This is a genomic window from Acidovorax facilis (assembly GCF_023913775.1).
GTDB classification, from domain to species: Bacteria; Pseudomonadota; Gammaproteobacteria; order Burkholderiales; family Burkholderiaceae_C; genus Acidovorax; species Acidovorax facilis.
The window spans coordinates 13,454-39,445 of the sequence record NZ_JAMXAX010000041.1; the positions used below are offsets into that span (position 1 = coordinate 13,454).

A 25,992-nucleotide genomic window follows, 5' to 3' on the forward strand; every position below is an offset into this window, starting at 1 on the left:
CCCTCGCTGCGCTCATTTGATTTGCCGTGAACCCCATCGACACCGTCCTGAACATCTCCTGCTACAAGTTCGTGCCTTTGCCCGATGCGGCGGCCCTTCGCGAGCTGCTGCATGCGCGCGCCACGGCGGCGGGACTCAAGGGCACCATCCTGCTGGCCGAGGAAGGCATCAACTTCTTTCTGGCGGGCGCGGCCGAGGCCGTGCGCGGGTTTGTCGATGCACTGCGCGCCGATGCCCGTTTTGCCGATCTGGAGCCCAAGGAAAGCTGGTCGGCCACGGTGCCGTTTCGCAAGATGCTGGTCAAGGTCAAGCGCGAGATCATCCGCATGGACCACCCCACCATCCGCCCCGCCCAGGGCCGCGCGCCCTCGGTGGACCCGGCCACCCTGCGACGCTGGCTGGCGCAGGGCCATGACGATGAGGGGCGCGAAGTGGTCACACTGGACACCCGCAACGCCTTCGAGGTGGACGCTGGCACCTTCGACAACGCCATCGACTGGCGCATCGACAAGTTCACCGAATTCCCGCCAGCCCTGCGCGCGCACAAGACCGAGCTGCAGGACAAGACCGTGGTGAGCTTCTGCACCGGAGGCATCCGGTGCGAGAAGGCCGCGATCCTGATGCGCGAAGAAGGCCTCTCGCATGTCTACCAGCTCGAAGGCGGCATCCTCAAATACTTTGAACTGACCGATGGCGCGCACTACCACGGCGGCTGTTTTGTGTTCGATGAACGCAGGGTGCTGGCGGCAGACCTGTCTACCGACCCCTTACCCACCGACAGCAAAAACGCTATCAATAAGTGAGCTTATAGCGCTCATCCATCAAGCGCCAGATGCCAATTTGGCTTGAAATTCCAGGCATTCAAAGCCAACAATCTGGCCAAGTCAGGCCTTGAAGCGGCGCTCTGGCAGCGGAATCCACTCCACCTCCCCAGGCACCTGCCCCATGGCCTGGGCATCCCAGTCAGCGGCAGCCTGCACGATGCGGTCCTTGCGGCTGGAGACAAAGTTCCACCACATGTGCCGCGGCGCATCCAGCGCGTCGCCACCGATCACCATCAACCGCACCGGGGTATCACCTGCAGCAAGGTGTGTGGCCTGCCCGGGCTCCGCCACTGCCAGAAGCTGCGCAGCCACGGTGTCCCCGTTGAGCTGGACCGGAGCATCCACGGTATAGACCGCCATCTCTGGCACCAGCGCCGGAATCTCCAGCGTGGCACCGGCGGGCAACTGGACATCAAGGTACAGCGTACGCGAATAGGTGGCGACTGGAGAGGTCTGCCCGAAGGCTTCTCCAATCAGCACCCGTACCATGGCATCTCCCACCTGCACTTGCGGAATGGCAGCGGCAGGCGTGTGCACAAACGAAGGATCGGCCTCTTCATGGGCCATCGGCAAAGCAGCCCACAGCTGGATGCCATGGTTCACATAGGCCTGGTTTGCGAGATTCTGCGGGCGGCGCTCGGAATGCACGATGCCGCGCCCCGCCGTCATCCAGTTGATGGCACCGGGCTCAATCTGCTGCACATAGCCCAGGCTGTCGCGGTGCATGATGGCGCCGGAGAACAGGTAGGTCACGGTGGCCAGGCCGATGTGGGGGTGAGGCCGCACATCGTGGCCCGCATCGGGCTCCACCGTCACCGGCCCGAAGTGGTCAAAAAACAGGAAGGGTCCCACCGCCTGGCGCTGCACGGCGGGCAGCAGGCGCCGTACCGTGAAGCCACCACCCAGGTCCTTGGCTTGGCCCGACAGACGCAGGGAAGCGTTCATGACAGCACTCCCATCGCTTCAACGACAGAGACAAGGTCAAAAAGGTGATTCATCGGGTGGCTCCTTGAGGGCTGGACAACAACGCCGCCAGCCTACCAGCTTCTGCGGTTCAGCTGCCCAGCTTGGCAGCCATCTCTGCCACACGCTGGCCAAACTGCTTGCCGGTTTCCAGGTCGCCAGGGAACATCTCGGCGGCCGAGGCGTCCGATGGCGACTGCGCCATGGCGCCGCTGAAGGAGCCGATCCAGTTCACATCGTTGCGCGTGGCGGCCTTGGAGTTGGCGGGCATCATGCCGTTGCCCACCCACAGGCCGCCGTGCTGCATGGCCAGGTGGAACATGTAGTCCAGCGTGATCTGCTTGTCGCCATTGGTGCTGGCGCTGTTGGTAAAGCCTGCGAACAGCTTGTCCTTCCAGGCCTGGCTGAACCAGGGCTTGGACGAGGCGTCGGCAAACTTCTTGAACTGCCAGCTGGGGCCGGCCATGTAAGTGGGCGAGCCAAAGATGATGGCGCTGGCAGCGGCCAGCGTTTCCCAGCCGCCTTCGGGCAGGTTGCCCTCGGCATCGATGGCGATCAACTGAGCGCCAGCGCCTTCTGCCACGGCCTGCGCCAGGCGCTGTGTGTGACCGTAACCCGAGTGGTAAACAACTGCGATGTGTGCCATGAGAAAACTCCTGTTGAAACGAGGGGGACAAGGAAAGCGAGAACGGCGGAAGAACGGATTGAATGCTGGAAACCACAGCCCTGCGGTCAGCAGGCCTTTTGAGGGGATCGCTCAGCGGCCCGACTGGCGCGCATCCAGGCTCCAGCCGCCTGCGCCAAACGCTGCCAGTGCCAGCAGGCCGCCGGTCACGCCCACGTTCTTGAAGAACATGAGCTGCTGCATCATTTGCTTGTCAGCGGGCAGGTCCCAGAACGCATGAAAGAAGAAGCTGGCCACCAGCGTGAAGAATGCCAGCGCGAGCGCTGCCAGACGCGTGCCAAAGCCGAAGATCAGCGCCAGGCTGCCCAGCACCTCGACCGCAGCGGCCACGGCGGCGGCCACGGTGGGCATGGGCAGGCCTACCGACGTGATGTAACCGACAGTGCCAGCAAAGCCGGTGAGCTTGCTGATGCCCGCAGGCAGAAACAGGGCGGCCAGCAACAGGCGCGATGCGAGAGCCAGGGGGTTTTGCAGGGATGTGAACATGGTGAAGAACTCCGGGTGAAAGTGGGTTGAAGAATGAACGTCGAATGTCAGGCGGCCAGATCAAACACCAGCACCTCGGCGTCGTGGCCATCGGTCAACGACAAGGTGGTTTCCTTTTCCATCAGCAGCGCATCGCCGCCCGACAGGCCTTGCCCATTGGCGCTGAGTGCACCGCGCACCAGGTGCACATAGGTCTTGCGGGCGGGGTTCAGCGCCAGCGTGGCGGATTCAGCGCCATCCAGCAAGCCTGCGTACAGGGCCGCATCGGCATGGATCTTGACCGAGCCCTGGGCGCCGTCGGGCGATGCCACCAAGCGCAGGGCGCCGCGCTTTTCAGCCTCGGCAAAGGTCTTTTGCTCGTAGCTCGGCGAGATGCCACGCACATTGGGCTCGATCCAGATCTGCAGGAAGTGCGTGGTCTGGCCTGCAGCGTGGTTGAACTCGCTGTGCTGCACACCGGTGCCTGCGCTCATGCGCTGCACGTCGCCGGGCGGGATGCCCTTGATGTTGCCCATGCTGTCCTTGTGGGCCAGTTCGCCCGACAGCACATAGCTGATGATCTCCATGTCGCGGTGGCCATGGGTGCCAAACCCCGTGCCCGGTGCGATGCGGTCTTCGTTGATGACCCGCAGGTTGCCAAAGCCCATGTGGGCAGGGTCGTAGTACCCGGCAAACGAGAAGCTGTGGAAGGAATTGAGCCAGCCATGGTCGGCGTGGCCCCGGTCTTGCGATTTACGAACAGTCAGCATGTGAGTGCTCCTTTCAAGACTCGACTGTAGGACTGCAGCGCACCCTGCAGGGGCAGATGAATTGATGGCAATGTTCAAATAATCTGAATTAACATGGCACCACCATGCAAAACGCACGCGATGTCCTGACCCCCGATGCACTGACCATGCTGCAGGTGATTGCCGAAGCGGGCAGCTTTGCCGCCGCCGCCCGGCAATTGGGCCTGGTGCCCAGCGCCCTCACCTACCGCGTGCGGCAGATTGAAGACGCGCTGGATGTGCTGTTGTTCGACCGCAGCGCACGCCAGGCCCGCCCCACGGAGGCCGGAGTGGAGCTGTTGCGCGAAGGCGCGCGCCTGTTGCAGGACATTGACGCCGTGGCCCACCGCGTGCGCCGCGTGGCCACGGGCTGGGAGCCGCAGCTCACGCTGTCCATCGACGGCATCATTTCGCCCCACACCATGCTGGAGCTGGTGGATGCGTTTTACGCCATGAAGCCTCCGACGCGGCTGAAGCTGCGCGACGGCATCATGACCGGCACGCTGGAGGCGCTGACCTCCGGCCGGGCCGACCTGGCCATCGGCGTATCCGTGGCGGGCAACAACGTGGCGGGCCTGCAGCAGGGCACGCTGGGCGATGTCTTGTTCATCTACGTAGTAGCGCCCCACCACCCGCTTGCGGCGGCTGCCGAACCGATCTCAGACGCCACCTTGCTGGAACACCGGGCCGTGGCCGTGGCTGATTCGGCCACACGTGGCGGCGCCACCATGGGCCTGCTCGGTGGGCAGGACGTGCTGACGGTGGACACCATGCAGGCCAAGGTGCGCGTGCAGCTGCGTGGCCTGGGCGGCGGTTTTCTGCCCGAGCCCATGGTGCGCCCCTACCTGGAGGCCGGCCGCCTGGTCGAGCGCCGCGTGGCCCGCCCGGAACGCAACGTGCGTGTGCACTACGCCTGGGGCGGCCCGGGCTTCACCGCACCAGGCCGCGCGCTGCAATGGTGGCTGAACCAGCTGCAAAGCCCCACCACACGCCGCGCTCTGCTGGAAAACCACCATCATTTCTGATCCCGATCAAGTCCCGACAGGGTGATACCGCGTGTAGAGTGGTTCCTGTTGGTTTTGTATTGCATCTCGCTTGCCGACCGTCACCGAAAGGCCTCCCATGAGCAAACCCGATCCTCTTCCCGCCAAACGGCTCCGACGCAACACTGCACTGGCAACCCCTCCCGTTGCAGCCCCCGCAGCCCCCACCACGTTCTCTGGCAAACCCCAGCGCCACTTCGCCATCATCGGCGCTGGCATGGCTGGTATTGCCTGTGCACGCACCCTGGTGCAGGCCGGACACCGCGTGACGGTGTTCGAGAAATCCTCCCAGGCGGGCGGCCGTACTGCCACCATCGACACCCCTTTTGGCAACTTTGATGCGGGTGCCCAGTACTTCACCGTGCGCGACCCGCGTTTTGCCCGCGCCATCGACACCGTGCCCGGCATCTGCAAGCGCTGGAGCGCCAATTCCGTGCAGGTGCTGGACGCCGCAGGCCGTGTGGCCGCTGCGGGCCTGCCCCACCGCGAAGCACACTGGGTGGCCAGCCCAGGCATGCAGTCCCTGGTGGGCGCCTGGGCCGAGCCGCTGCTCAAGGCCGGCCAGCTCATCACCCACACCCGCGTCACCTCCATCGAGCCCGATTCGTTGAACGCCCCTGGCTGGCAACTGCGCACCGAAGGGCCTGCGGGCAGCCAGCACGTCTATGCCGGTTTCGACGCTGTGCTGCTGGCCCAGCCTTCGGTGCCCGCCCAGGCCCTGCTGGCCAGCTCGGCGGTGGACACCCCGCTGACCGACGCCCTGTCCAAGGTGGCCATTGCCCCCTGCTGGACACTGATGCTGGCCTACCCGCAGGCCGTGCGCCCCGGCCTGACCACGCTGGGCCCGCAGTGGAATGCTGCACGCAGCACCCACCACCGCATTGCCTGGCTGGCACGCGAGTCGTCCAAACCCGGCCGCAACATGGTCGAACGCTGGACGGTGCAGGCCAGTCCCGCTTGGTCGGCCGAACACCTCGAAGACGACGAAGCGCGCGTGCAGGCCAAGCTCATCAAGGCCTTTGCCGAAGTCACCGGCATCCGGGCTACCCCTGCTCATGCCGATACGCGCCGCTGGCGCTATGCCCAGACCACCCACCCGCTGGGCAAGAGCCACCTGTGGGACAAATCCATGGGCCTGGGTGCATGCGGTGACTGGTGTCTGGGGCACCGGGTTGAAGACGCCTTCGTGTCGGGACTCGAACTGGCACTTGCCGTGGCATGACCGCCGAGGTGGGCGCTGCACGGCGCTACGTGGGCCGGTTTGCCCCTTCGCCCACGGGGCCGCTGCACGCGGGCTCCCTGGTGGCGGCCCTCGCCAGCTGGCTGGACGCGCGGGCGCACCGGGGCCAGTGGCTTGTTCGCATTGAAGATGTGGACACACCCCGCTGCGTGCCAGGGGCGGACCGGCTCATCCTGCAACAGCTGGCCAGCTGCGGCATGGTGCCCGACGCTCCCCCCCAATGGCAGTCCACCCGCAGCCCGCTCTACCAGCGGGCGCTGGACCAATTGGTAGCCCAAGGCCACACCTACCCCTGCGCCTGCTCGCGCAAGGACATTGAAGACGCCCATGCCGCCCAGGGCCACACGCGTGAGCGCCATGCCGCGCTGCCTTACCCAGGCACCTGCCGCCACGGGCTGCAGGGCCGCGCCGGGCGCGCGTGGCGATTCAATGTCACAGATTTCAAGCAAAAACAGGCCCTGGCGCTTGATGGAAAAGCGCCATCAGCTACAAAAATAATAGCAAATCATCTCCTGCAGTGGGAGGACCGCCGCCTGGGCCTGCAGCAGCAGAATGTGGAACAAGCCGTGGGGGATTTCATCCTGCGCCGCGCCGATGGGCTCTGGGCCTACCAGCTCGCCGTGGTGGTGGACGACGCCGACCAGGGCGTCACCGATGTGGTGCGCGGCGAAGACCTAGCCGACAACACCCCGCGCCAGATCCTGCTGCAGCAGGCCCTGGGCGTGCCCACGCCCCGCTACCTGCACACCCCGCTGGTGTGTGGCGACAACGGCGAAAAACTCTCCAAGCAGAACGGCGCCCGCGCGCTGGACCTGTCCCACCCGCTGCAGGCTCTAAACGATGCCGCGCGGGTGCTGGGCCTGCCATCGCTGCCTGCCCCGCACAGCCCTGGCATCTCTGACGCACTGACCCTGTGGGTCGCCGCGTGGCGACGAAACTACAATGGCGCACCGTGACCGAACTGACCCCTACCGCTTCCGCCCCCACCGCTGCGCCCGCTGCAGCCCCCGCGACGACATCTGGCGGGGTTCCCGCTGGCGTGACCCACCCCAAGACCATCAAAAGCTTTGTGCGCCGTGCTGGCCGCACCACCACGGGCCAGGCCAAGGCCTTTGAAGACTTCGGCCCCCGCTTTGTCCTGCCGTATGCCCCGGCGCCGCTCGACGCCGCTTCGGCCTTTGGCCGCACGGCACCGCTGATTCTCGAAATTGGCTTTGGCATGGGCGAGGCCACGGCCCACATCGCCCGCGTGCGCCCCGATGACAACTTCCTGTGCTGCGAGGTGCATGAGCCGGGTGTGGGCGCACTGCTCAAGCGCATTGGCGAACAGGAGCTGACCAACATCCGCATCCTGCAGCACGACGCCGTGGAGGTCATCGACCACATGCTGCCTGAGGGCAGCCTGGACGGTGTGCACATCTTCTTTCCCGACCCCTGGCACAAGACCAAACACAACAAGCGCCGCCTGATTCAGGGCCCGCTGGTGGCCAAGCTGGCGGCCCGCCTCAAGCCCGGTGGCTACCTGCACTGCGCGACCGACTGGCAGCCCTATGCCGAGCAGATGCTGCAGGTGCTGGGCGCCGAACCCCTGTTGCAGAACACCGCCACGGACTTTGCCCCGCAGCCCGACTACCGGCCCCTGACCAAGTTCGAGAACCGGGGCCTGCGGCTGGGGCATGGCGTGTGGGATGTTGTGTTCGTGCGACGACATTGACAAGCTGTGCCTAGTGCTCCACCGTACATCCCAATGAAGCCCATTCTCCAGAACCTGGTGGAAATGACTGGCCACCGCGACCACTTGCGGTTGGAGGTGTCGGTGCTGTCCACGCTGCAAACGCTCAGTGGCATCGTCGAAGTGCGCGCGCTGGAGCTTTTCACCGTTGACGGCGTGGCCCATGTACGCCCCCGTTCCTGGGTTGAGGACGGACAGCTCGTTTCGACCGATTCCGAAGCCGCCGCAGACCCTCGCCGCGAAACGCTGGAAAAATACCCCGCGCTTCGCGATTGCGTAGCCAGCCAGGGGGACAGCGCCCTGGCATCGCCCCGCAGGGGGCGCCATGTGCTCTGGCTGCCGGTGTGGATGCATGACAAGGTCACCACCTGCCTGGAGATCACGCAGTCGCGCGCGTTCTCGGCGCACAAGCTGGAAGTGCTCAAGGGCGTGTTCCAGGTCTACCAGAACTACCAGAGCCTGCTGGACTACAGCGAACGCGACGCCCTCACCGGCCTGTTCAACCGCAAGACCTTCGACGAGCAGTTCTCGCGCCATGCGCTCAATGGACTGTCCAGTGGCCGCCCGGGCACTGTTACCGAATCTCTTCCCCCCGAAGAAGGCTCACAGCCCGGCGAGCCCGTGCAGCAATGGCTGGCGGTGGTGGATATCGATCACTTCAAGCAGGTCAACGACCGCTTTGGCCACCTGTATGGCGACGAAGTGCTGATCCTGATTGCCAACATCCTGCGCAGCTCGTTTCGCAGCCACGATCGCATCTTCCGCTTTGGCGGCGAAGAATTCGTGGTGCTGCTGCGCTCCACGACGCTCAGCACCGCCCACAAGGTGTTCAACCGCTTCCGGCTTGCGGTGCAGGAATACAACTTCCCGCAGGTGGGCCAGGTCACGGTGAGCCTGGGTTTTGTGAGCACCATGCAGGGTTCTCCCGTGGAGATCCTGGGCCAGGCCGACCAGGCGCTGTATTACGCCAAAGAGCACGGACGCAACCAGGTCTGCTTTTATGACGACCTGGTGGCCAGCGGCCAGCTGGCCGCCAAGGTGGCCAACGACGACGTCGAGCTGTTCTGAAGCTACCCAGGCGGAGCGAAAAGGCACCACTGCGCGCCTTCAGCGCACTGGCTCATTGGCTCAGCGACTCCAGGATCGCCTCCACATCCACTGCATCCCGCTGCGCAGCAGGCAAGAACTTCTCCGCATACTCACGCCAGACCCCGCTGCGCAGGAAGAAGCGGAACACCTCGGCATCGATATGGCGTTCGCGCACCATGTTGCCCATGATCTTGAGCGACTCCGACAGAGTCTTGGGCGGCTTGTAGGGCCGGTCTGACGCCGTCAAGGCCTCGAAGATATCGGCCAGTGTCATCACCCTGTCTGCCAGCGTCAGCTCTGAAGCCTTCAGGCGCCGGGGGTAGCCCGTACCGTCCAGTTTTTCATGGTGCGAGCCCGCAATCGACGGTACGCGCGCCAGATGCGGCGGGAACGGCAGGCCGCTGAGCATGACGATGGTCTGCACGATGTGATCGTTGATCTTGAAACGGTCTTCTGCAGTGAGCGTGCCGCGCTGGATCGACAGATTGTGCAGCTCGCCGAGGTGGGCTTGTTGCGGTGGCAGCACCATGTCAAAGCTCCACAGGTTGGCCGGGTTGCCAACCTCCACCGGCGGTTTGCGGGCACCCCAGGGCACGATGTGTTCAGGCCGATCTGCCAGCAGGGGCTCATTGGCGGGCAAGGGGCGCGTCGGCACATTCGCCAGCCGCCCCAATTCGGCTGCTGACAAGCCCAGCCGGTCATCAAAATGCCGCTGCCACACCTGGCGCCCGATGGTGGCCAGCCGCTTGATGTCGGCATCGGCCATGAACTCACCGCCCACATTGCTGCGGGCCACAAAGGCAAATTCTTCCTGCAGGCGGTCGCGCTGCTGCAAAAGCTCGCGCTGCAGCCGCACCGGGTCCACGCCGGACACGTGCTGCTTCCAGTAGTCCAGCTCCGCGTCGCGCCACAGCACCTCAAAGCGCATGCGCACCTCATGGATGCGGTTGTAAAGCGCCTCCAGCTTGGTCGCCTTGTCGATGATGTGCTCGGGGCTGGTGACCTTGCCACAGTCGTGCAGCCACGCGCCCAGGCGGAATTCGTAGCGCTCGGCATCCGTCATGGCGACGTGGGCAAATGGACCTTCCTCGGCCTCACACAGGCGCTGCATCAGGGATTCCGCCAACTGGGGCACCCGCTCGCAGTGGCCACCGGTGTAAGGGCTCTTGGCGTCGATCGCGTCGGCCAGCAGGCGGATGACGGCATCGAACAGCTTCTTTTGCCCTTCGATCAAACTGCGCGTCTCGATGGCGACCGACAACGTGCCCGAGAGTTTCTCGACAAACGCCCGGAAGTGGACATCGTCCTGCTGCTGGTCCGCACGGTAGCGCAGCACCAGCAGGCCCAGCGGTTGGCCGTCGCGCGTGCGTAGCTGCACGCGGAGCACGCGCTGGGGCGTGGCCTGGTCGTCATCAGGGTGCTGGTCGCCGTCCTGCGGCTCGGCAGGGTTGATGAAAAACACCATGGGCAGGTGCTCCGGGTAGAGCGACTGGTGCTCAGGATCTTCGCAATACCTTGCCGTGCGCAACAGGCCCGCGCGCTGAGCCTCTACCAGGTACACCGCACCGCCGGTGCAGCTGGTGGCGCGCACCAGCTCGTAGAGCACGCTCGACAGCATGAGGTCCAGGCGCGACTCGGCGCTGATGTGGTGCGTGATGTGCAGGAACTCCTGGATGGTGTCGGACATGCGGTCCATCACCTGACCCAGTGCGCGCACCTCGCGCACGCGCGACATGTGGTGTTGTGTCGGCCGCCGGAAATCAAACCGTGCCAAGGCCTGCGCCTGCGTGGCCAGCCCCGACAGGCTGCGCCCCACACGCCTCCCGGCCAGCCACCCAAAAGGCAGCATCAGCGCGATGAGCCCCAGGGACAGCCATACCTGGCGCTGCAAGTTTTGGTTCACATCCGCCAGCAGCTCCCGGGTGGGAATGGCCATCAGGATATGCAGCCCCTCCCAGCGCTGCGACTTGAGTGACATGACCTTGGCCAGCCACTCCTCGCCACCTGCCACAAAGCGGCGCGAAGGCCCCTCTTTCATGTCCAAACTGTGCAGGGCCTGCAGGCTGGGCACCCCCAGGCCGTCGAGTGTGCGCAGCTTGAGGCTGGGCTGGTCGCCTTCCTCACGCACCAGCACGCGGGACATGTCCGGGTAGGCCAGCACGCGCTGGTCCTGGTCCACCACAGCGATCTCGGTGCGCGGCATCAGCCGCAGCTCGCCGATCTCGCGGCCCAGGTCGGTGAGCGCAACATCCAGGCCGATCACAGCACGGCCGTCTTCGCTGGGCTGGCTCAGCGTAACGCCGACCTCCTGCGTGGTGAAAAACACATAGGGGGCAGTGAGGACCTGCGTGTTTTTATCAGCCGCCTCGGAATACCACGGGCGGGACCGGGGGTCATAGCGGTAGCCGGGACGCACGGAGGAATCGATGAGACGCAGCTGTGCGTCGTAATAGTTCCAGCGCCCCACCAGGCCCATCAGACCCGCCGCGCTGCGCTCCCGCGCCATCGACTGAACCAGGAATGCAGCCTCCGCAGGCGCCTGAAGCCGTGCCCGCAGAGCAGTGTTGCGCAGCGGACGCATGAGCAAAAACTGCCCGTCGGAATACCCGATGAAGACCGCCGACAGCAAAGCGTTCTGCTCCAGCAGACGCACAAACACCGGCAGGCGGCGCAGCCGCGCCTGGAGGGTGGTGGCCGAAGCAATGGGATCAAACGCGAGCAGCCGCAGCGTGGCATCTGCCGGGTCGACGATATGGTGCACCCGCTCGCTGATCAACAGGCTGATGTGCTGCGCACTGTCGTCCGATGCCGCGATGATGGCCTGCCGCGCGCTGGTGCCTACCTGGTAGACCAAGAGCACCGTGAGCAGCAGCATGGCAGATACCACCACCGAGGCAATCACCACCTCGAACGGAACGGTGATGCGCCGCCACCAGGGCAGTTCGGCCCCTCCCGAATCAGGCGAACCGGAGCGAGTGCCGTGGGCGGGCACCGGCTCTTGCGGACTTTCGCGCAGGGGGTCCATGCGCTTGAATGTAGGGGGAAAGCCGGTTTTCCGTCACCCTATTTTTGGCAGAAATGGCTGCCACACCACAGCGGCTGGTGCCGCTATGGCGACCGGTACATCAGCCCAGTTGCTGCGCGACCCAGCCTGTCACCGAAGCCAGCGCCGCTGGCAGCTTGGAGGCATCGGTGCCGCCGGCCATGGCCATGTCGGGCTTGCCGCCGCCTTTGCCACCCACTTGCTGGGCCACAAAGTTGACCAGCTCGCCGGCCTTGACCTTGCCCACGCTGTCGGCCGTCACGCCTGCAGCGATCTGCACCTTGTCGCCATCCACAGCGGCCAGCACGATGGCAGCGGTCTTGAGCTTGTCCTTGAGCTTGTCCATGGTGTCGCGCAGGGTCTTGGCGTCGGCACCCGGCAGCGCCGCAGCCAGCACTTTGAGGCCCTTCACCTCCACAGCCTGGTTCACCAGTTCGTCACCCTGGCTGGAGGCCAGCTTGCCCTTCAAGGCAGCCACTTCCTTTTCGAGCGCGCGGGCGTTGTCCAGCGCCTGGCTGATGCGGCCATTGAGCTCGGCCACCGGCGCCTTGAGGGTGCTGGCGGCCTGGTTCACAGTGTCTTCCAGGTTCTGCAAGTACGTCAGTGCGTTGGCGCCGGTCACGGCCTCAATGCGGCGGATGCCCGCAGCCACACCGCCCTCGCCCACCACCTTGAACAGGCCGATGTCACCCGTGCGCTGCACGTGCGTGCCGCCACACAGTTCGCGGCTGGTGCCGATGTCGAGCACGCGCACGGTTTCGCCGTACTTCTCGCCAAACAACATCATGGCGCCAGTCTTCTGGGCCGATTCAATGTCCATCACACGGGCCTGGGTGGGCTGGTTGGCCAGGATTTCTTCGTTGACGCGGCGCTCGATCTCGCGGATCTCGGCCGCCGTCACGGCTCCGTTGTGCGTGAAGTCAAAACGCGTGCGGTCGGCATTGACCAGGCTGCCCTTTTGCTGCACATGGCTGCCCAGCACTTCGCGCAGGGCCTTGTGCATGATGTGCGTGACCGAGTGGTTGCGCATGGTGGCAGCGCGCACGGCGGTGTTGACCTGGGCCTGCACGGTGTCGCCCACGTTCAGCGTGCCCTCTTCGAGCGTGCCGTGGTGGCCAAACACATCGGCCTTGATCTTGAGCGTGTCACCCACCGCAAAGCGTGCCGACCCGCTGGTGATGACACCTTCGTCACCCACCTGGCCTCCGCTTTCGGCGTAGAACGGGGTCGTGTCCAGCACCACCACGCCGTTTTGGCCGGCTTTCAGGGCCGCAGCGCTTGTTCCATCTACATAGATTGCTACGATTTTTGCAGTCTCTGCGAGCTGTTCGTAGCCGGTGAACTGGTTGGCGGCACCGGTGTACTCCAGCGCCTTGTCCATCTTGAACTTGCCTGCCGCGCGGGCCTGGGCCTTCTGCTTTTCCATGGCGGTCTTGAAGCCGGCCTCGTCCACTTCCACGTCGCGCTCGCGGCAGACGTCATTGGTCAGGTCGAGCGGGAAGCCGTAGGTGTCGTGCAGCTTGAAGGCCACGTCGCCGGGCAGCACCTTGGCACCGCCGTCCAGGGTAGCGTCCAGGATTTCCATGCCATTGGCCAGCGTTTCAAAGAATCGCTCTTCCTCCACCTTCAACACCTCGGTGATGCGCTGTTCCTGCTCGCGCAGGGATGGGTAGGCATCGCCCATCAGGCGCACCAGGTCGGCCACAAGCTTGTGGAAGAACGGCGTCTTCTTGCCCAGCTTGTAGCCGTGGCGGATGGCCCGGCGCACGATGCGGCGCTGCACGTAGCCACGGCCTTCGTTGCTGGGGATCACACCGTCGCTCACCAAAAACGCGGTGGCGCGGATATGGTCAGCGATCACGCGCAGGCTCTTGTTGTTCAGGTCCGTCACGCCGGTCTCACGGCCAGCGGCCTTGATGAGCGCGTCGAACAGGTCGATCTCGTAGTTGCTGTGCACGTGCTGCAGGATGGCGGCCAGGCGCTCCAGGCCCATGCCCGTGTCCACGCAGGGCGCGGGCAGCGGCGTGACGGCGCCGGTTTCGTCCATGTTGAACTGCATGAACACGTTGTTCCAGATCTCGATGAAGCGGTCGCCGTCTTCATCGGGGCTGCCGGGAGGGCCACCCGCAATGTGCGGGCCATGGTCGTAGAAGATTTCGCTGCAGGGGCCGCAAGGGCCGGTGTCGGCCATCATCCAGAAGTTGTCGGACTTGTAGCGGCCGCCCTTGTTGTCGCCGATGCGGATCACGCGCTCGGGTGGCAAGCCGATTTCCTTGGTCCAGATGTCGTAGGCCTCGTCGTCTTCCTGGTAGACCGTGGCCAGCAGGCGCTCTGGCGGCAGCTTGTAGACCTCGGTCAGCAGCTCCCAGGCCCACTTGAGCGATTCGCGCTTGAAGTAGTCGCCAAACGACCAGTTGCCCAGCATTTCAAAGAAGGTGTGGTGGCGCGCGGTGTAGCCCACGTTTTCCAGGTCGTTGTGCTTGCCACCCGCACGCAGGCAGGCCTGAACCGACACCGCCCGGTTGTACGAGCGCTTGTCGGTGCCCAGGAACACGTCCTTGAACTGCACCATGCCCGAGTTGGTGAACATCAGCGTGGGGTCGTTGCCGGGCACCAGGGGGCTTGATGCCACCACGGTGTGGCCCTTGGAGACGAAGAAGTCCAGGAAGGACTTACGGATGTCAGCGACAGAAAAAGTGGGAGTGCTCATGGTGTTGTGGAGTGGTTGCACGCAGCAGGCAGGCCGCAGGACCCGCGCCTGCGCGCTGCCTGTCGCTGCCCCTATGGGGACCAACCTTTCATTATAGGTTTGCAGGCTGGCGGTCCGTGGCGGAAGGGCGACAGGGCGGGGATAGACGCCTCCACTCCATGCGCCAACGGATGCGGAAAAATCCGCTTGCGCGCTTTAAATATCTTGTTAATATATTAATAACTGCAACCCATCCACTGATCCAAGGAGCCCCTCGTGAACCCACAACCCCGCTGGCAAGGCATCTTCCCCGCCATCACCACCAAGTTCCACGCCGACGAGTCCATCGACGCCGAAGGCACAGCCCGCCACATTGACTTCCAGATCCGCAACGGCATCCACGGGCTGGTCACCTGCGGCTCTCTCGGCGAAGCCAGCACCCTCACGCTGGAGGAAAAGCTTCAGGTCGCCAAGATCGCCCTCGAAGCCGCTGACGGCCGCGTGCCCGTACTCGCCAACGTGTCCGAAACCAGCACCCGCGAGGCCCTGCGCTACATCGACGGCGGCAACAAGCTCGGTGTGGCCGGCTACATGGTCATGCCCTCGGTGATCTACGTGGCCGACGCCCGCGAGGCCATGGCCAATGTGCGCGCCATGGCGGGCGCCGCACAGCGCCCCCTGATGGTCTACAACAACCCTGTGGCCTACCGCGTGGACCTGAAACCCGAGCACATGGTGGAGCTGGCCGACTGCGAGTGGATCGCCGCCATCAAGGAAAGCACCGGCGACATCCGCCGCATCACCGACCTGCGCAACACCGTGGGCGACCGCTACCAGCTCTTCCTGGGCGTGGACGACCTGGCTTACGAAGGCCTGGCCCTGGGCTGCGACGGCCTGCTGGCCGGCGTGGGCTGCGCCTTCCCGCGCGAGACCGTGGCGCTGTACGACCTGATGAAAGCGGGTAAATTTGCCGAGGCGCTGCCGCTCTACCAGTGGATGACGCCCATGCTGCACCTGGATGTGTCCAACAAGCTGGTGCAGAACCTCAAGCTCATCGATGCGCTGGTGGGTGTGGGCACCGAACACATGCGCCGCCCCCGCCTGCCCCTGGTGGGCGACGAACGCGCATTTGTCGAGAGTGTGGTGCGCAAGGCCCTGGCCACGCGCCCTACAAAATACCAGTCTGTCGCCTGAGACACTGAGCGCCCTACACCACAGCACCATGCAACGCATCCACGTGATCGACTCCCACACGGGCGGCGAGCCGACCCGGCTTGTCATCGACGGCTTTCCAGACCTGGGCACCGGCACCATGGCCGAACGGCGTGCGCTGCTGGCCGAGCGCCACGATGCCTGGCGGGCAGCCACCGTGCTGGAGCCGCGTGGCAGCGACGTGGTGGTGGGGGCGCTGCTCTGCGCGCCGCAAGATCCCGCCAACGCAGCGGGCGCGATCTTCTTCAACAACAGCGGCTACCTGGGCATGTGTGGCCACGGCACCATCGGGCTGATCGCATCGCTCGCCTACCTGGGCCGCATCACCCCTGGCAAGCACCGCATCGAAACCCCGGTGGGCACCGTCACCACCACCCTGCACACCGATGGCTCTGTCAGCGTGCGCAACGTGCCCGCCTACCGACTGCACCACCAGCTGGCGGTCGATGTGCCCGGCCATGGCCGCGTGGTGGGCGATGTGGCCTGGGGCGGCAACTGGTTCTTCCTGATCTCCGACCACGGCCAGCGTGTAGCCAGCGACAACCTAGAGGCGTTGATGGCCTACAGCTGCGCCGTGCAGCAAGCCCTCAAAGACCAAGGCATTCGGGGCGACAACGGCGGCGAGATTGACCACATCGAGCTGTTTGCCGACGACGACCAGGCCGACAGCCGTAACTATGTGCTGTGTCCCGGCAAGGCCTATGACCGCTCGCCCTGCGGCACGGGCACCAGCGCCAAGGTGGCCTGCCTGGCGGCCGACGGCAAGCTGGCACCGGGCGCACTCTGGCGCCAGGCCAGCATCATCGGCAGCCAGTTCGAGGCCAGCTACACGCTGCAGGACGATGGCAAGGTCATCCCCACCTTGCGGGGCCGCGCGCACATGAGCGCCGACGCTACTTTGCTGATTGAAGACAAGGACCCCTTTGGCTGGGGCATCCGGCTTTAACCCGGCCCTGCTGCTGCACCCGCGCCCATGCAACACACCGATGTCCTTGTGATTGGCGCTGGCATCGTGGGTGCCGCCTGCGCCCATGCGTTGGTGTTGGCCGGACTGTCGGTACGTGTCATCGATGCGCGCCTGGGCGGTGCCACGGCGGCAGGCATGGGCCATCTGGTGGTGATGGATGACAACCCGGCTGAGCTGGCGCTGAGCAAATCGTCGCTCGACCTCTGGCACGCCTGGGCACCGCAGATGGATGCCGGCTGCGCCTTCACGGCCTGCGGAACGCTCTGGCTGGCCGCCAACGATGCGGAGCTGCAGGCGGCCCATGACAAACGCAGCACCCTGCAAGCACACGGAATCGCCTGCGACATGCTCGACGCGGCCGCCCTGGCCCGCGCAGAACCCGCACTGCAGCCCGGTCTGGCGGGTGCGCTCAAGGTGCAGGGCGACAGCGTGGTCTATGCCCCGCGCGCAGCCCAGTGGCTGCTGGAGCAGGCCGCAGTCCACGGACACCTTGTGTTGGAGCAGGCTGAAGCGATGCAGATCGACGGCCACACCGTCACCCTGCGCGACGGAAGCCAGCGCAGCGCAGGCGCCATTGTGCTGGCCAGCGGCATCCATGCCCCGCAGCTGTGCCCCGGCCTGCCGCTGCACCCCAAAAAGGGCCACCTCGTCATCACCGACCGCTACCCGGGCACCGTGCACCACCAGCTGGTGGAGCTGGGCTACATCACCAGCGCGCACCACAGCGACGGTACCTCAGTGGCCTTCAACGTGCAGCCCCGGCCCACAGGGCAGTTGCTGATCGGCTCGTCGCGCGAGTTCGACACCACCGACCCCGCCGTCAACAACGCCGTGATGGCGCGCATGCTGCAGCGTGCACTCGACTACCTGCCAGGCCTGGCCGACCTCAACGCCATTCGCACCTGGACCGGCTTTCGCGCCGCCACGCCAGACAGCCTGCCGCTGATTGGCGCGCACCCCGAACACCCGCACCTGTGGCTGGCCGTGGGCCATGAAGGGCTGGGGGTGACCACCGCCCCGGCCACCGCGCAGTTGCTGGCGGCCCAGATCGCAGGGGGCACCCCGGCGATCGACCCCACGCCCTATGCACCTGCCCGCTTCGCAGGCCTGAGCACACCATGACCGCATCCAGAACACCCGCCCTGGTGCACATCGTGGTGAATGGCACCCCCCTGCAGGTGCCCCCAGGGACCAGCGTCGCCGCCGCGCTGGCGCAGCAAACACCCGGCACCACACGTACCTCTGTCACCGGCGCGGCGCGGGCACCGCTGTGTGGCATGGGGGTGTGCCACGAATGCAGGGTCCGCATCCACGGCCGCACCTGCCTGGCGTGCCAGACGGTCTGCACCGAGGGCATGTCGATTCACACCGATATCGGCACAGCGCCCGGGAGCGCCACGCCATGAACCAGCCCGTGACCCCATCCATGACCGAGCAACACTCGGCGCACGAGCGCTGCGACATCATCATCATCGGCGCAGGCCCTGCAGGTTTGGCCGCTGCCCTCGCTGCCGCACCCAGCGGGGCCGCGATCACCATCGTGGATGACAACCCGCAGCCCGGCGGGCAAATCTGGCGCGATGGCCCCCAGGTGGTCTTGCCCGCCCTGGCGCAACAGCACCGCGCGGCGCTGGCCCGGCACACCAACATCCGCCTGCTGCCTGGCACCCGCGTGGTGGGCCTGGGAGACCCGCAACCCGGCGACAAGGCCCCGGCCCTGCTGCTGGAAGACGCTGACCGGGGCTGGACCCAGCACAGCCACCGCATCGTGCTGTGCACCGGAGCCCGCGAGCTGTTGCTGCCCTTTCCGGGCTGGACGTTGCCCGGTGTGACGGGTGCAGGCGCCTTGCAGGCCCTCATCAAGGCAGGGCTCGACGTGCGCGGCCAGCGCATCGTCATTGCAGGCACAGGCCCTCTGCTGCTGGCCGCTGCCGCCACCGCCAACAAAGCGGGGGCCGCCGTGGTGCGCGTGGCGGAGCAGGCGCCGTGGAGCGCGCTCGCTGGCTTTGCAGCGCAGCTGCCGCGCTGGCCTGCCAAGGCGTTGCAAGCCCTCACGCTGCTTCACCCGCAGTTGCGGGCCAGCAGCCATGTGCTGGAAGTTCAAGGCACCACGCAGGTGCAAACAGTGAGACTGCGCAAAGGCCAACACGCCGAAGAAACCATGGCCTGCGACCGCGTGGCCTGCGGGTTCGGGCTGGTGCCCAACACCCACCTGGGGCAGATGCTGGGCTGCACCCTGGGCGGACCGCTCAGCGGTGGCCAGGGCCTGGCTGTCGATGCACAGATGCGCACCAGCGTGCCCGGTGTGTTCGCCGCGGGTGAAGCCACCGGCTTTGGCGGCAGCGAACGTGCACTGGTTCAGGGCGCCATGGCAGGACATGTGGCAGCGGGACAGGTGCAACAGGCCCAGGCGCTGCGCCCGCAACTGGCACGCTGGGAGGGCTTTGCGCAGGCGTTGCACGCTTCTTTTCCACTGAACAAAGCACTCAAAACCCTGGCGCAACCCGGCACCCTGGTGTGCCGCTGCGAAGACGTGCCCTACGCTGCACTGGCCGATCGCGACGGCTGGATCGATGCCAAGCTCCACACCCGCTGTGGCATGGGCGCGTGCCAGGGCCGCATTTGCGGCGCGGCCGCACAGCACCTGTTTGGCTGGACGCCTGCGCCCCCACGGCATCTGCTGGCGCCCACACGCATTGGCACGCTGGCCGCCTGCACGCCCGCGCCCACCACCAGCGCTCAGCGCGGGCCCGCAGCTCCCTCGGGCTGACAGGCGCGCGGCCGTTTTCCCCGGTCCTTCCTTTCAGGGCTTACCCGCACCCAGCAGGCATCCATCTTGCTTTTTAATATATTTGTTAGATATTAAAAAGTACAAGGCTTTTTCTTTCATCGCCGCGCCCTCCTCCCCAGGAACCCCATCATGCCCACGCCCAACAGTCCACCCGCCCCGCAATCTCCGGCGCCGCGCGCTCCCGTCCGCTGGGTGCTGGCGCTGTCCACGCAGGTTCTGCGCATGGAGCGGCATCTGCTCACCGCACTCATGACGTTGCTGGTGCTGCTGATCCTGCTCAACGTGGTCACGCGCTACACCGGCATGCCGATCTACTGGGTGGACGAGGCGGCGGTCTACACCGTGGTCTGGCTGACCTTTGTGGGCGCCTCGGTCATGACGCGGCTGCGCATGGACTTTGCCGTGACCATGCTGACCGACCACCTCGGCGCGCGGGGTGCCCAGGCGTTCAAGGTGGTAGCCACCTGCGGCGTGCTGCTGTTTGGCCTGGCCATGCTGGCGATGTGCTGGATGTGGATGGACCCCATCGGCATTGCGCGCAACGGCTTTGATGCCAAGGAATTTGCGGCCGAGAGCTTCAACTTCATCTACACCGAGCGCACCCAGACGCTGAACTGGCCCACCTGGGTGCTGCAGCTGATCCTGCCGATCTTCTCCGCCACCTTCAGTTTGCATGCACTGGCCAACCTGCTCGAAGACATGGGTGTCGCAGAGCGTGTGACGCACGCAGGTTTCGACGTGGTCAGCGCCGACGCCGTGAACTGACTGACCTCTACACCAGGACCCCACCATGATCACCACCCTGTTTTTCCTTGCCGCGTTGCTGGTGGGTGTGCCCATCGGGGTCTGCCTGTGTCTGGCAGGCATGGTCTACATCGTCAGCATCGGAAGCCCGGTGCTGTTCCAGTCGTTCCCCATGCAGATGTTCGGCGGGGTGGACAGCTATGGCCTCATCGCGATTCCGCTGTTCATCCTGATCGGCGAGATCATGAACAGCGGCGGCATCACGCGGCGGCTGGTGGACCTGGCCATGGCCTTTGTCGGCTCGGTCAAAGGCGGGCTGGCCTATGTGAACATCCTGGCCAACATGCTGGTGTCGTCCATCATCGGCTCCGCCACGGCGCAGGTGGCCATCATGTCGCAGGTGATGGTGCCCGAGATGGAAAAGCAGGGCTACGACAAGACCTTTGCAGCCGGCCTCACGGTGTATGGCGGCATGCTGGGGCCCATCATTCCGCCCTCGGTGATGTTTGTGGTCTACAGCGTGCTGGCCCAGGTGGCCGTGGGCGACATGCTGATTGCAGGCATCCTGCCCGGCGTGCTGCTCACCGTGCTGTTCTTTGTCGTGATCGCGCTCATGGGCTTTGTCTACAACTACCCGCGCAGCGAAAAGCGCACGCTGGCCCAGCGCGCGCGCACCGTGGTGCAGGCCAGCCCCACGCTGCTGATCCCCATCATCATCGTGGGCTCCATCCTCAGTGGCCTGGCCAACCCGACCGAATCTGCCGCCGTGGGTGCGCTGGTATCGGCGCTGGTGGGTCGGTACGTGACCAAGGAGTTCCGCTTCAACGCGATGCCCGCCATCCTGCTGCGCTCAGCCATTTACTCGGCCATCGTGCTGTTTCTGGTGGCGGCGGCGGCCGTGTTCTCGTGGCTGCTGATCTACGGCAAGGTGCCGCAGATGGTGGCCGCCTGGGTGCAGACCGTGGCACACGATCCGGTCACCTTTTTGCTGCTCACCAACGCCATCCTGCTGGTCATCGGCACGGTGATCGACGGCATCCCCGGTCTCATCATGACCGCGCCCATCCTGCTGCCGATTGCCACCGAGGTTTATCACATTGACCCGCGCCACTTTGGTGTGGTGATCGTCGTCAACCTGGTGCTGGGGCTGATGACTCCGCCCGTGGGCCTGAGCTTCTTTGTCGCGTCGGCCGTCACCGGGGCCAAGCCCGGAAAGATGTTCATCGTCACGCTGCCGTTTTTCATCATCAGCTGCGTGGCGCTGGTGATGTTGTCGCTGTTCCCCAGCCTGTCGCTCGGTTTGCTCAAGTAGCCCGTCGAGCAACAGATCCCCCGTCCCCCTCCCAAGGTTCTTTCACACGGAGTTCACCATGACGACCACGCCCGCCCACACTGTCACCCGCCGCCATTTCATCCAGCGCCACGCCGTGGCCGCTGCCACCGTCACGGGGCTGGGCTTTCCAGCGCTGGTACGTGCAGCCGATGCCAAGGAGTTTCGCCTGGGGCTGATCACGCCTGCGGGCCACTCCTGGAACCGCGCCGCGCTGCAGTTTGGCGAGGCACTCAAGAAGGAAACTGATGGCCGACTGAGCGTCACGGTCTTCCACTCGGGCCAGCTGGGCAACGAGGCCGCGATGATGCAGCAGCTGCAGTCCGGCGCGCTCGACATGGGCTGGATCCAGGCGGCCGAGCTGGGCTCGCGCGTGTCCAGCATCGCGGCGATCAATGCTCCGTACCTGGTGCGCTCCACGCCTGCCGTGGCCAAACTCGTCAAACACCCATCTGCCACCAAACTGCTCGAAGTGCTGCCGCGCGAGACCGGCACCATCGGCCTGGGCTGGGGCATCACCGGCATGCGCGCCGTGTTCTCCACCAAGGACATCGCCGTGCCCACCGACATCAAGGGCATGAAGCTGCGCATCAACCCCACGCCGGTGTACCGCGACTTCTACCAAATGCTCGGCGCCGCGCCCACACCCATCCCCACGCCGCAGGTGTTTGATGCCATGAGCAACGGCCAAGTCGACGGGCTGGAGGCGGACATCGAGTTCTCGTGGAACCAGCGCTTCGACAAGGTAGCCAAGACCCTGCTGCAGATGAACGCCCTGTTCATGCCGTTCGCGCCGCTGGTCTCCGGCCGCATCTGGCAAGGGCTGGACGCCAAGGACAAGGACATCATCCGCAAGCTGGTGGCCCAGTCGCTGGATGCGCAGATCAACGACATCGTGACCACCGAGGCCGGGCTGATCGAGAAGTTCAGGGGCACGTCCATCGCCTTCAAGACGGCATCGTCCTTCAACCCCGACGGCATCATCCAGGAGTTCGACAAGCTGTGGCTGCCCAAGGCGCCGCAGATTGCCGAGCTGCGCAAGGCGGGCGCAAGCCTCTGACAGTCCGCAAGGGTCACCGGGGCCGCATCCCATAAGATGCGGCCTCCCGCAACGTCCTTCACGCCCGATGACACTCCGCCGCCCCTCCCCCCAGCAAGACCCCGCGCCCAAGCGGCGCGCGGCGGACGTGGCCTACGACGCCATCGAGACCATGATCTCCACGCTGCAGCTGCAGCCCGGCAGCCCCGTGGTGGAGGCCGAGATCGCCGAAAGCACAGGCCTGGGCCGCACGCCGGTGCGCGAGGCGCTGCTGCGCATGGTGTCCATCGGGCTCATCGTGCAGCAGCCCCGGCGCGGGCTGCTGGTGTCGCACATCGACCTGGCCGATCACCTGGACGTGATCCAGACCCGCCGCGTGCTGGAGCGCCTGCTGGCCTCCAACGCCGCACGCCGCGCCACGGCGCCGCAGCGCCAGGCCATCGTGCGTTGTGCGGAAAACATGGTGCAAGCCGCAGCGCGCGGCCACCTCGACGACTACATGCTGGCCGACCATGAACTGGACCTCGTCACCCACCAGGCCAGCCAGAACCACTCGGCCGTCAAATGCGTGCAACCGCTCATCGTGCAGTGCCGCCGATTCTGGTATGCCTACCAGCACGAAGGTGAGGTGTCAGAGGGCGCCCGCGCGCACATGCAGTTGGCGCAGGGCATTGCCAGTGGCGACGAAGCCCAGGCCATTGCCGGCGCGGAGCAGTTGATGGAGTATCTGGAGCGGTTTGCGCGGCGCATCATTGACCGGTAGCACGCGCCACCACGCACACAGCGCCTGCAACCGCGTGGGCAGCCTCAGTCCCAACGGGCAATTACTATAATTCTTATAGCATGTTGCGCTTTACCAATAAGCGCTAGCGGCCAAAAAGGCTCAGATTTTTCACCCCAGCAGCGGCAACAGCAGGCCTATTCCGACACTTGCTGGCCCAGCAGAATGCGCTGCTCCAGAAAGCGCCACAGACGCTCGTCCTGGCTGAACGCCACGTTAAACCGCAGCCAGCCCGTGGGGCGCGGCTCCACCAGAAACAGCTGACCGGGGCCGAGCATGATGCCCGCACCCGTGGCTTCCTTCGACAGCTCAGCACTGTCGGGCAGATCAGGATGGCGCGCCCACAGGTACATGCCCGCCTCGGGCTCGTGAAACAGCTCGAACCCCAGGTTCAGCAAGCGCCGCCCCACCGTGCGGTGCGCCTCGGCCAGCCGCTCGCGCAGGGACTTGAGGTGCTTGCGCCAGCGCCCGTCGGTCACCACGCCAAAGGTGATGCGCTCGGTGATCTCTGACGAGGTCAGGCCCGAGATCATCTTGAGCTGCACCAGCTCATCGAGCAGATCACGCCGGGCCGCCAGAAAGCCGGTGCGCAGGTTGGGCGAAATCGTCTTGGAGAAACTGCCCAGGTAGATCACGCGGTTGAGCTGGTCCAGGCTGGCCAGCGAGGGGCGCACACCAGGGTCCATGTCGGCATAGATGTCGTTCTCTACCAGCATGAAGTGGTGCTGCTCGGCCAGTTGCAGCAGCCGGTGCAAGTGCGCCACCGATGCCACCGAACAGGTCGGGCTTTGCAGACGCGGCTGCGTGAAGAACACCGTGGGCTTGTGCTCGGCCAGCAGGGCCTCTAGCGCCGGCAGGTCGTAGCCGGTGGCGGTACGCGGCACACCCACCACCTGTGCTCCTGCAAAGCGAAGCATGAACAACAGGTTGGGGTAACCCGGGTCGTCCACCAGCACCACGTCACCAGGCTTGACCATGCGGCGCGCCACCAGGTCCAGTGCCTGGCTGGAGCCCTGGGTCAGCAGCACCTGGTCGGCGTCCACCGCCAGATGGTGTTCAGCCAGCGACTCGGCCACCACCATGCGCAGCGCCATGTGGCCGTGGGGCAGGCCATAGCCATCCAGCTCGGGCCCGTCGGACGACAGCTGACGCATGCTGCGTTTGACCGCATCGCCAAACAGCCAGTCGTGGGGCAGCCAGCCGCAGCCCGGTTTCATGGGCAGGTTGCGGTTTTCAAAAATTTGTTTGAGGTACCAGCGCGCATCAAAACGGGGCACCGGCCGCTCGGGCGCACCAGTACCGGGCGAAGCGCCCTCATCGCCCCGTCGCTTCACAAAAAAACCTGCATTGGCGCGCGACACCAGCCAGCCCTGCGCCACCAGGCGGTCGTAGGCCTCGACCACGGTGAACACGCTCACGCCGTGGGCTGCCGCAAAGGCGCGGATGGAGGGGAGCTTGGCACCAGGTTTGAGCACCTGGCCAGCGATGAGACCCCGCAGGCCATCAACGATCTGGCTGACCAGCGGTGTCTGAAGATCCGGGCTGAGAGTGAGCATCAAAAGAACAGGGAAAGGGGCCAAATTGTGCACCGGGCCAACACCCGCGAACTCAGGGATTGCTTGTACAGGACGGGGCACCTGCACAGTGTGCTCCCGTCAACAGCGACGAGTGCCTGGAGGTACCACCGCTGAGCCCGCATTCGGTCCGGCCGGGTTGCCCCTATTGTCCGTCAGCCCCACCTACCCTGGGGCAGCGGTCTCCAGCGATTTGCAGGTCTGTGGGATGTCTTGCGCGTTGATGACGCCGCGCTCGAAAAGGCCCGCAGACCGTGAACGGTAGTGCCCAACCGATGGGCGGTATTCAGTCTTTTGTCCGATGCAGCGGCTATCGGATTGCATCCACCGCCTGTCCCTTTTCCGCCGCCGCGATGCGCACACACCCATGCCCCAGCGATAGGCTTGCCCCCCAACTCGATTGGCATCGGTGACCGCAAATCGGGTTTGAAAACCAATACCCAACACACCGAGGGACACCCATGCTGACACGAACATCTGAACTCAACTCTTCACGGATTTTTCAACCCAGGCCATGGGCCATTGCCTTGGGTCTATGCCTGGGCACAGCCACAGGCCCTGCACTGGCGCAGGCGACCCACACCCCACCGGCAGGCTACAAGCCGTGCGCCGTCGAGGGACAGAAATGCAGCTTCAGCGGCGCAGCCAACGTGGTCTATGGAGCAGGCACGACCTGGACCAGCCCCCGCAGTTTCACCAACGGTGTCAGTTGCAGCAACGCCACCTTTGGCGACCCCCTGTGGGGTGTGCAAAAGGCTTGTTATGCCGGCGCACCGTCGCCAGCTCCTGCGCCCGATCCCGTGCTAACAGCACCGCCACCGGGCTACACCTTGTGTGCCGTCGAGGGGCAGCAATGCAGCTTTACCGGTACGGCCAAGGTGGTCTATGGAGCTGGCACCACCTGGACTGCCGCGCGCGCATTCACCAACAACGTGATGTGCAACAACGCCACCTTTGGCGACCCCCTGCGGCAGGTGAAAAAGGCGTGCTACG

At 65.3% G+C, this 25,992-nt stretch carries 22 protein-coding genes and 1 pseudogene; 16 read left to right on the forward strand and 7 right to left on the reverse strand.

The genetic code is table 11. The features are described 5' to 3' along the window. Window positions 1-35 precede the first annotated feature (35 nt). Window positions 36-803 carry a sulfurtransferase gene (locus NFX52_RS13495; protein WP_055398126.1) on the forward strand — a complete coding sequence of 256 codons (768 nt, stop codon included), beginning with the start codon at window positions 36-38 and terminating at the stop codon, window positions 801-803. A gap of 81 nt (window positions 804-884) precedes the next feature. On the opposite strand, the gene NFX52_RS13500 is transcribed toward NFX52_RS13495, so the two are convergent. The 4 genes from NFX52_RS13500 to NFX52_RS13515 form a co-directional block, all read right to left on the reverse strand. Further along, window positions 885-1,769 carry a pirin family protein gene (locus NFX52_RS13500; RefSeq protein ID WP_055398110.1) on the reverse strand — a complete coding sequence of 295 codons (885 nt, stop codon included), beginning with the start codon at window positions 1,767-1,769 and terminating at the stop codon, window positions 885-887. A gap of 109 nt (window positions 1,770-1,878) precedes the next feature. Next, a complete protein-coding gene (locus NFX52_RS13505) occupies window positions 1,879-2,433 on the reverse strand; it encodes a flavodoxin family protein (protein WP_055398109.1) in 555 nt (184 codons plus the stop codon). 111 nt (window positions 2,434-2,544) lie between these two features. Next, a complete protein-coding gene (locus tag NFX52_RS13510) occupies window positions 2,545-2,958 on the reverse strand; it encodes a DoxX family protein (protein WP_055398108.1) in 414 nt (137 codons plus the stop codon). Between the two features lie 47 nt (window positions 2,959-3,005). Next, entirely contained in the window at window positions 3,006-3,707 is a 702-nt protein-coding gene (locus NFX52_RS13515) for a pirin family protein (protein ID WP_055398107.1), read from the reverse strand. Between the two features lie 104 nt (window positions 3,708-3,811). Between NFX52_RS13515 and NFX52_RS13520 the strand changes: the two genes are divergently transcribed. The 5 genes from NFX52_RS13520 (at window position 3,812) to NFX52_RS13540 (ending at window position 8,808) form a co-directional block, all read left to right on the forward strand. Beyond that, entirely contained in the window at window positions 3,812-4,750 is a 939-nt protein-coding gene (locus NFX52_RS13520) for a LysR substrate-binding domain-containing protein (RefSeq protein ID WP_055398106.1), read from the forward strand. 97 nt (window positions 4,751-4,847) lie between these two features. Next, a complete protein-coding gene (locus NFX52_RS13525; RefSeq protein WP_176885860.1) occupies window positions 4,848-5,990 on the forward strand; it encodes an NAD(P)/FAD-dependent oxidoreductase in 1,143 nt (380 codons plus the stop codon). Then, window positions 5,987-6,964 (forward strand): tRNA glutamyl-Q(34) synthetase GluQRS, encoded by a 978-nt coding sequence (gene gluQRS, locus NFX52_RS13530; RefSeq protein ID WP_055398105.1) that lies wholly within the window; start codon window positions 5,987-5,989, stop codon window positions 6,962-6,964. Before NFX52_RS13525 ends, gluQRS begins: the two co-directional genes overlap by 4 nt. After that, window positions 6,961-7,722, forward strand: coding sequence for a tRNA (guanosine(46)-N7)-methyltransferase TrmB (gene trmB, locus NFX52_RS13535; protein WP_055398104.1), 762 nt, complete (start codon window positions 6,961-6,963; stop codon window positions 7,720-7,722). Before gluQRS ends, trmB begins: the two co-directional genes overlap by 4 nt. 33 nt (window positions 7,723-7,755) lie before the next feature. Next, window positions 7,756-8,808 (forward strand): GGDEF domain-containing protein, encoded by a 1,053-nt coding sequence (locus tag NFX52_RS13540; RefSeq protein ID WP_055398103.1) that lies wholly within the window; start codon window positions 7,756-7,758, stop codon window positions 8,806-8,808. Window positions 8,809-8,860: 52 nt separating this feature from the next. Here NFX52_RS13540 and NFX52_RS13545 read toward each other — a convergent pair whose 3' ends face one another. Together NFX52_RS13545 and alaS are read right to left on the reverse strand one after the other, a co-directional pair. Continuing rightward, entirely contained in the window at window positions 8,861-11,854 is a 2,994-nt protein-coding gene (locus tag NFX52_RS13545; RefSeq protein WP_252635678.1) for an HD domain-containing phosphohydrolase, read from the reverse strand. A gap of 100 nt (window positions 11,855-11,954) precedes the next feature. Further along, the gene (gene alaS, locus NFX52_RS13550) at window positions 11,955-14,582 is read right to left on the reverse strand and encodes an alanine--tRNA ligase (protein ID WP_055398100.1); all 2,628 of its coding nucleotides are present in this window, start codon (window positions 14,580-14,582) and stop codon (window positions 11,955-11,957) included. A gap of 255 nt (window positions 14,583-14,837) precedes the next feature. Between alaS and NFX52_RS13555 the strand changes: the two genes are divergently transcribed. The 9 genes from NFX52_RS13555 to NFX52_RS13595 all read left to right on the forward strand — a co-directional run bounded on the left by NFX52_RS13555 (window position 14,838) and on the right by NFX52_RS13595 (window position 23,407). Then, window positions 14,838-15,755, forward strand: a complete 918-nt coding sequence (locus NFX52_RS13555; RefSeq protein WP_055398099.1) for a dihydrodipicolinate synthase family protein — start codon at window positions 14,838-14,840, stop codon at window positions 15,753-15,755. A gap of 28 nt (window positions 15,756-15,783) precedes the next feature. Further along, window positions 15,784-16,719: a 4-hydroxyproline epimerase gene (locus tag NFX52_RS13560; protein ID WP_252635679.1), complete on the forward strand. Its 936-nt coding sequence runs from the start codon at window positions 15,784-15,786 to the stop codon at window positions 16,717-16,719. Between the two features lie 27 nt (window positions 16,720-16,746). Beyond that, window positions 16,747-17,862 (forward strand): NAD(P)/FAD-dependent oxidoreductase, encoded by a 1,116-nt coding sequence (locus tag NFX52_RS13565; protein WP_055398097.1) that lies wholly within the window; start codon window positions 16,747-16,749, stop codon window positions 17,860-17,862. 23 nt (window positions 17,863-17,885) lie between these two features. Continuing rightward, on the forward strand, window positions 17,886-18,146 hold the full coding sequence (locus NFX52_RS13570) for a 2Fe-2S iron-sulfur cluster-binding protein (RefSeq protein WP_202907170.1): 261 nt from the start codon (window positions 17,886-17,888) through the stop codon (window positions 18,144-18,146). Beyond that, window positions 18,143-19,510, forward strand: a complete 1,368-nt coding sequence (locus tag NFX52_RS13575) for an NAD(P)/FAD-dependent oxidoreductase (protein WP_238385592.1) — start codon at window positions 18,143-18,145, stop codon at window positions 19,508-19,510. Before NFX52_RS13570 ends, NFX52_RS13575 begins: the two co-directional genes overlap by 4 nt. A 150-nt stretch (window positions 19,511-19,660) precedes the next feature. Next, window positions 19,661-20,296 (forward strand): TRAP transporter small permease, encoded by a 636-nt coding sequence (locus NFX52_RS13580; RefSeq protein ID WP_055398095.1) that lies wholly within the window; start codon window positions 19,661-19,663, stop codon window positions 20,294-20,296. A gap of 25 nt (window positions 20,297-20,321) precedes the next feature. Beyond that, window positions 20,322-21,587, forward strand: a complete 1,266-nt coding sequence (locus tag NFX52_RS13585) for a TRAP transporter large permease (RefSeq protein WP_055398094.1) — start codon at window positions 20,322-20,324, stop codon at window positions 21,585-21,587. 58 nt (window positions 21,588-21,645) lie between these two features. After that, window positions 21,646-22,665: a TRAP transporter substrate-binding protein gene (locus tag NFX52_RS13590; RefSeq protein WP_055398093.1), complete on the forward strand. Its 1,020-nt coding sequence runs from the start codon at window positions 21,646-21,648 to the stop codon at window positions 22,663-22,665. A 67-nt stretch (window positions 22,666-22,732) separates the two neighbouring features. After that, window positions 22,733-23,407 carry a GntR family transcriptional regulator gene (locus tag NFX52_RS13595; RefSeq protein WP_055398092.1) on the forward strand — a complete coding sequence of 225 codons (675 nt, stop codon included), beginning with the start codon at window positions 22,733-22,735 and terminating at the stop codon, window positions 23,405-23,407. A gap of 155 nt (window positions 23,408-23,562) precedes the next feature. Here NFX52_RS13595 and NFX52_RS13600 read toward each other — a convergent pair whose 3' ends face one another. Then, window positions 23,563-24,981 carry an aminotransferase-like domain-containing protein gene (locus NFX52_RS13600; protein ID WP_055398091.1) on the reverse strand — a complete coding sequence of 473 codons (1,419 nt, stop codon included), beginning with the start codon at window positions 24,979-24,981 and terminating at the stop codon, window positions 23,563-23,565. A gap of 479 nt (window positions 24,982-25,460) precedes the next feature. On the opposite strand from NFX52_RS13600, the pseudogene NFX52_RS13605 reads away from it, so the two are divergent. Then, window positions 25,461-25,992: pseudogene (locus tag NFX52_RS13605) on the forward strand (hypothetical protein); the annotation flags it as partial.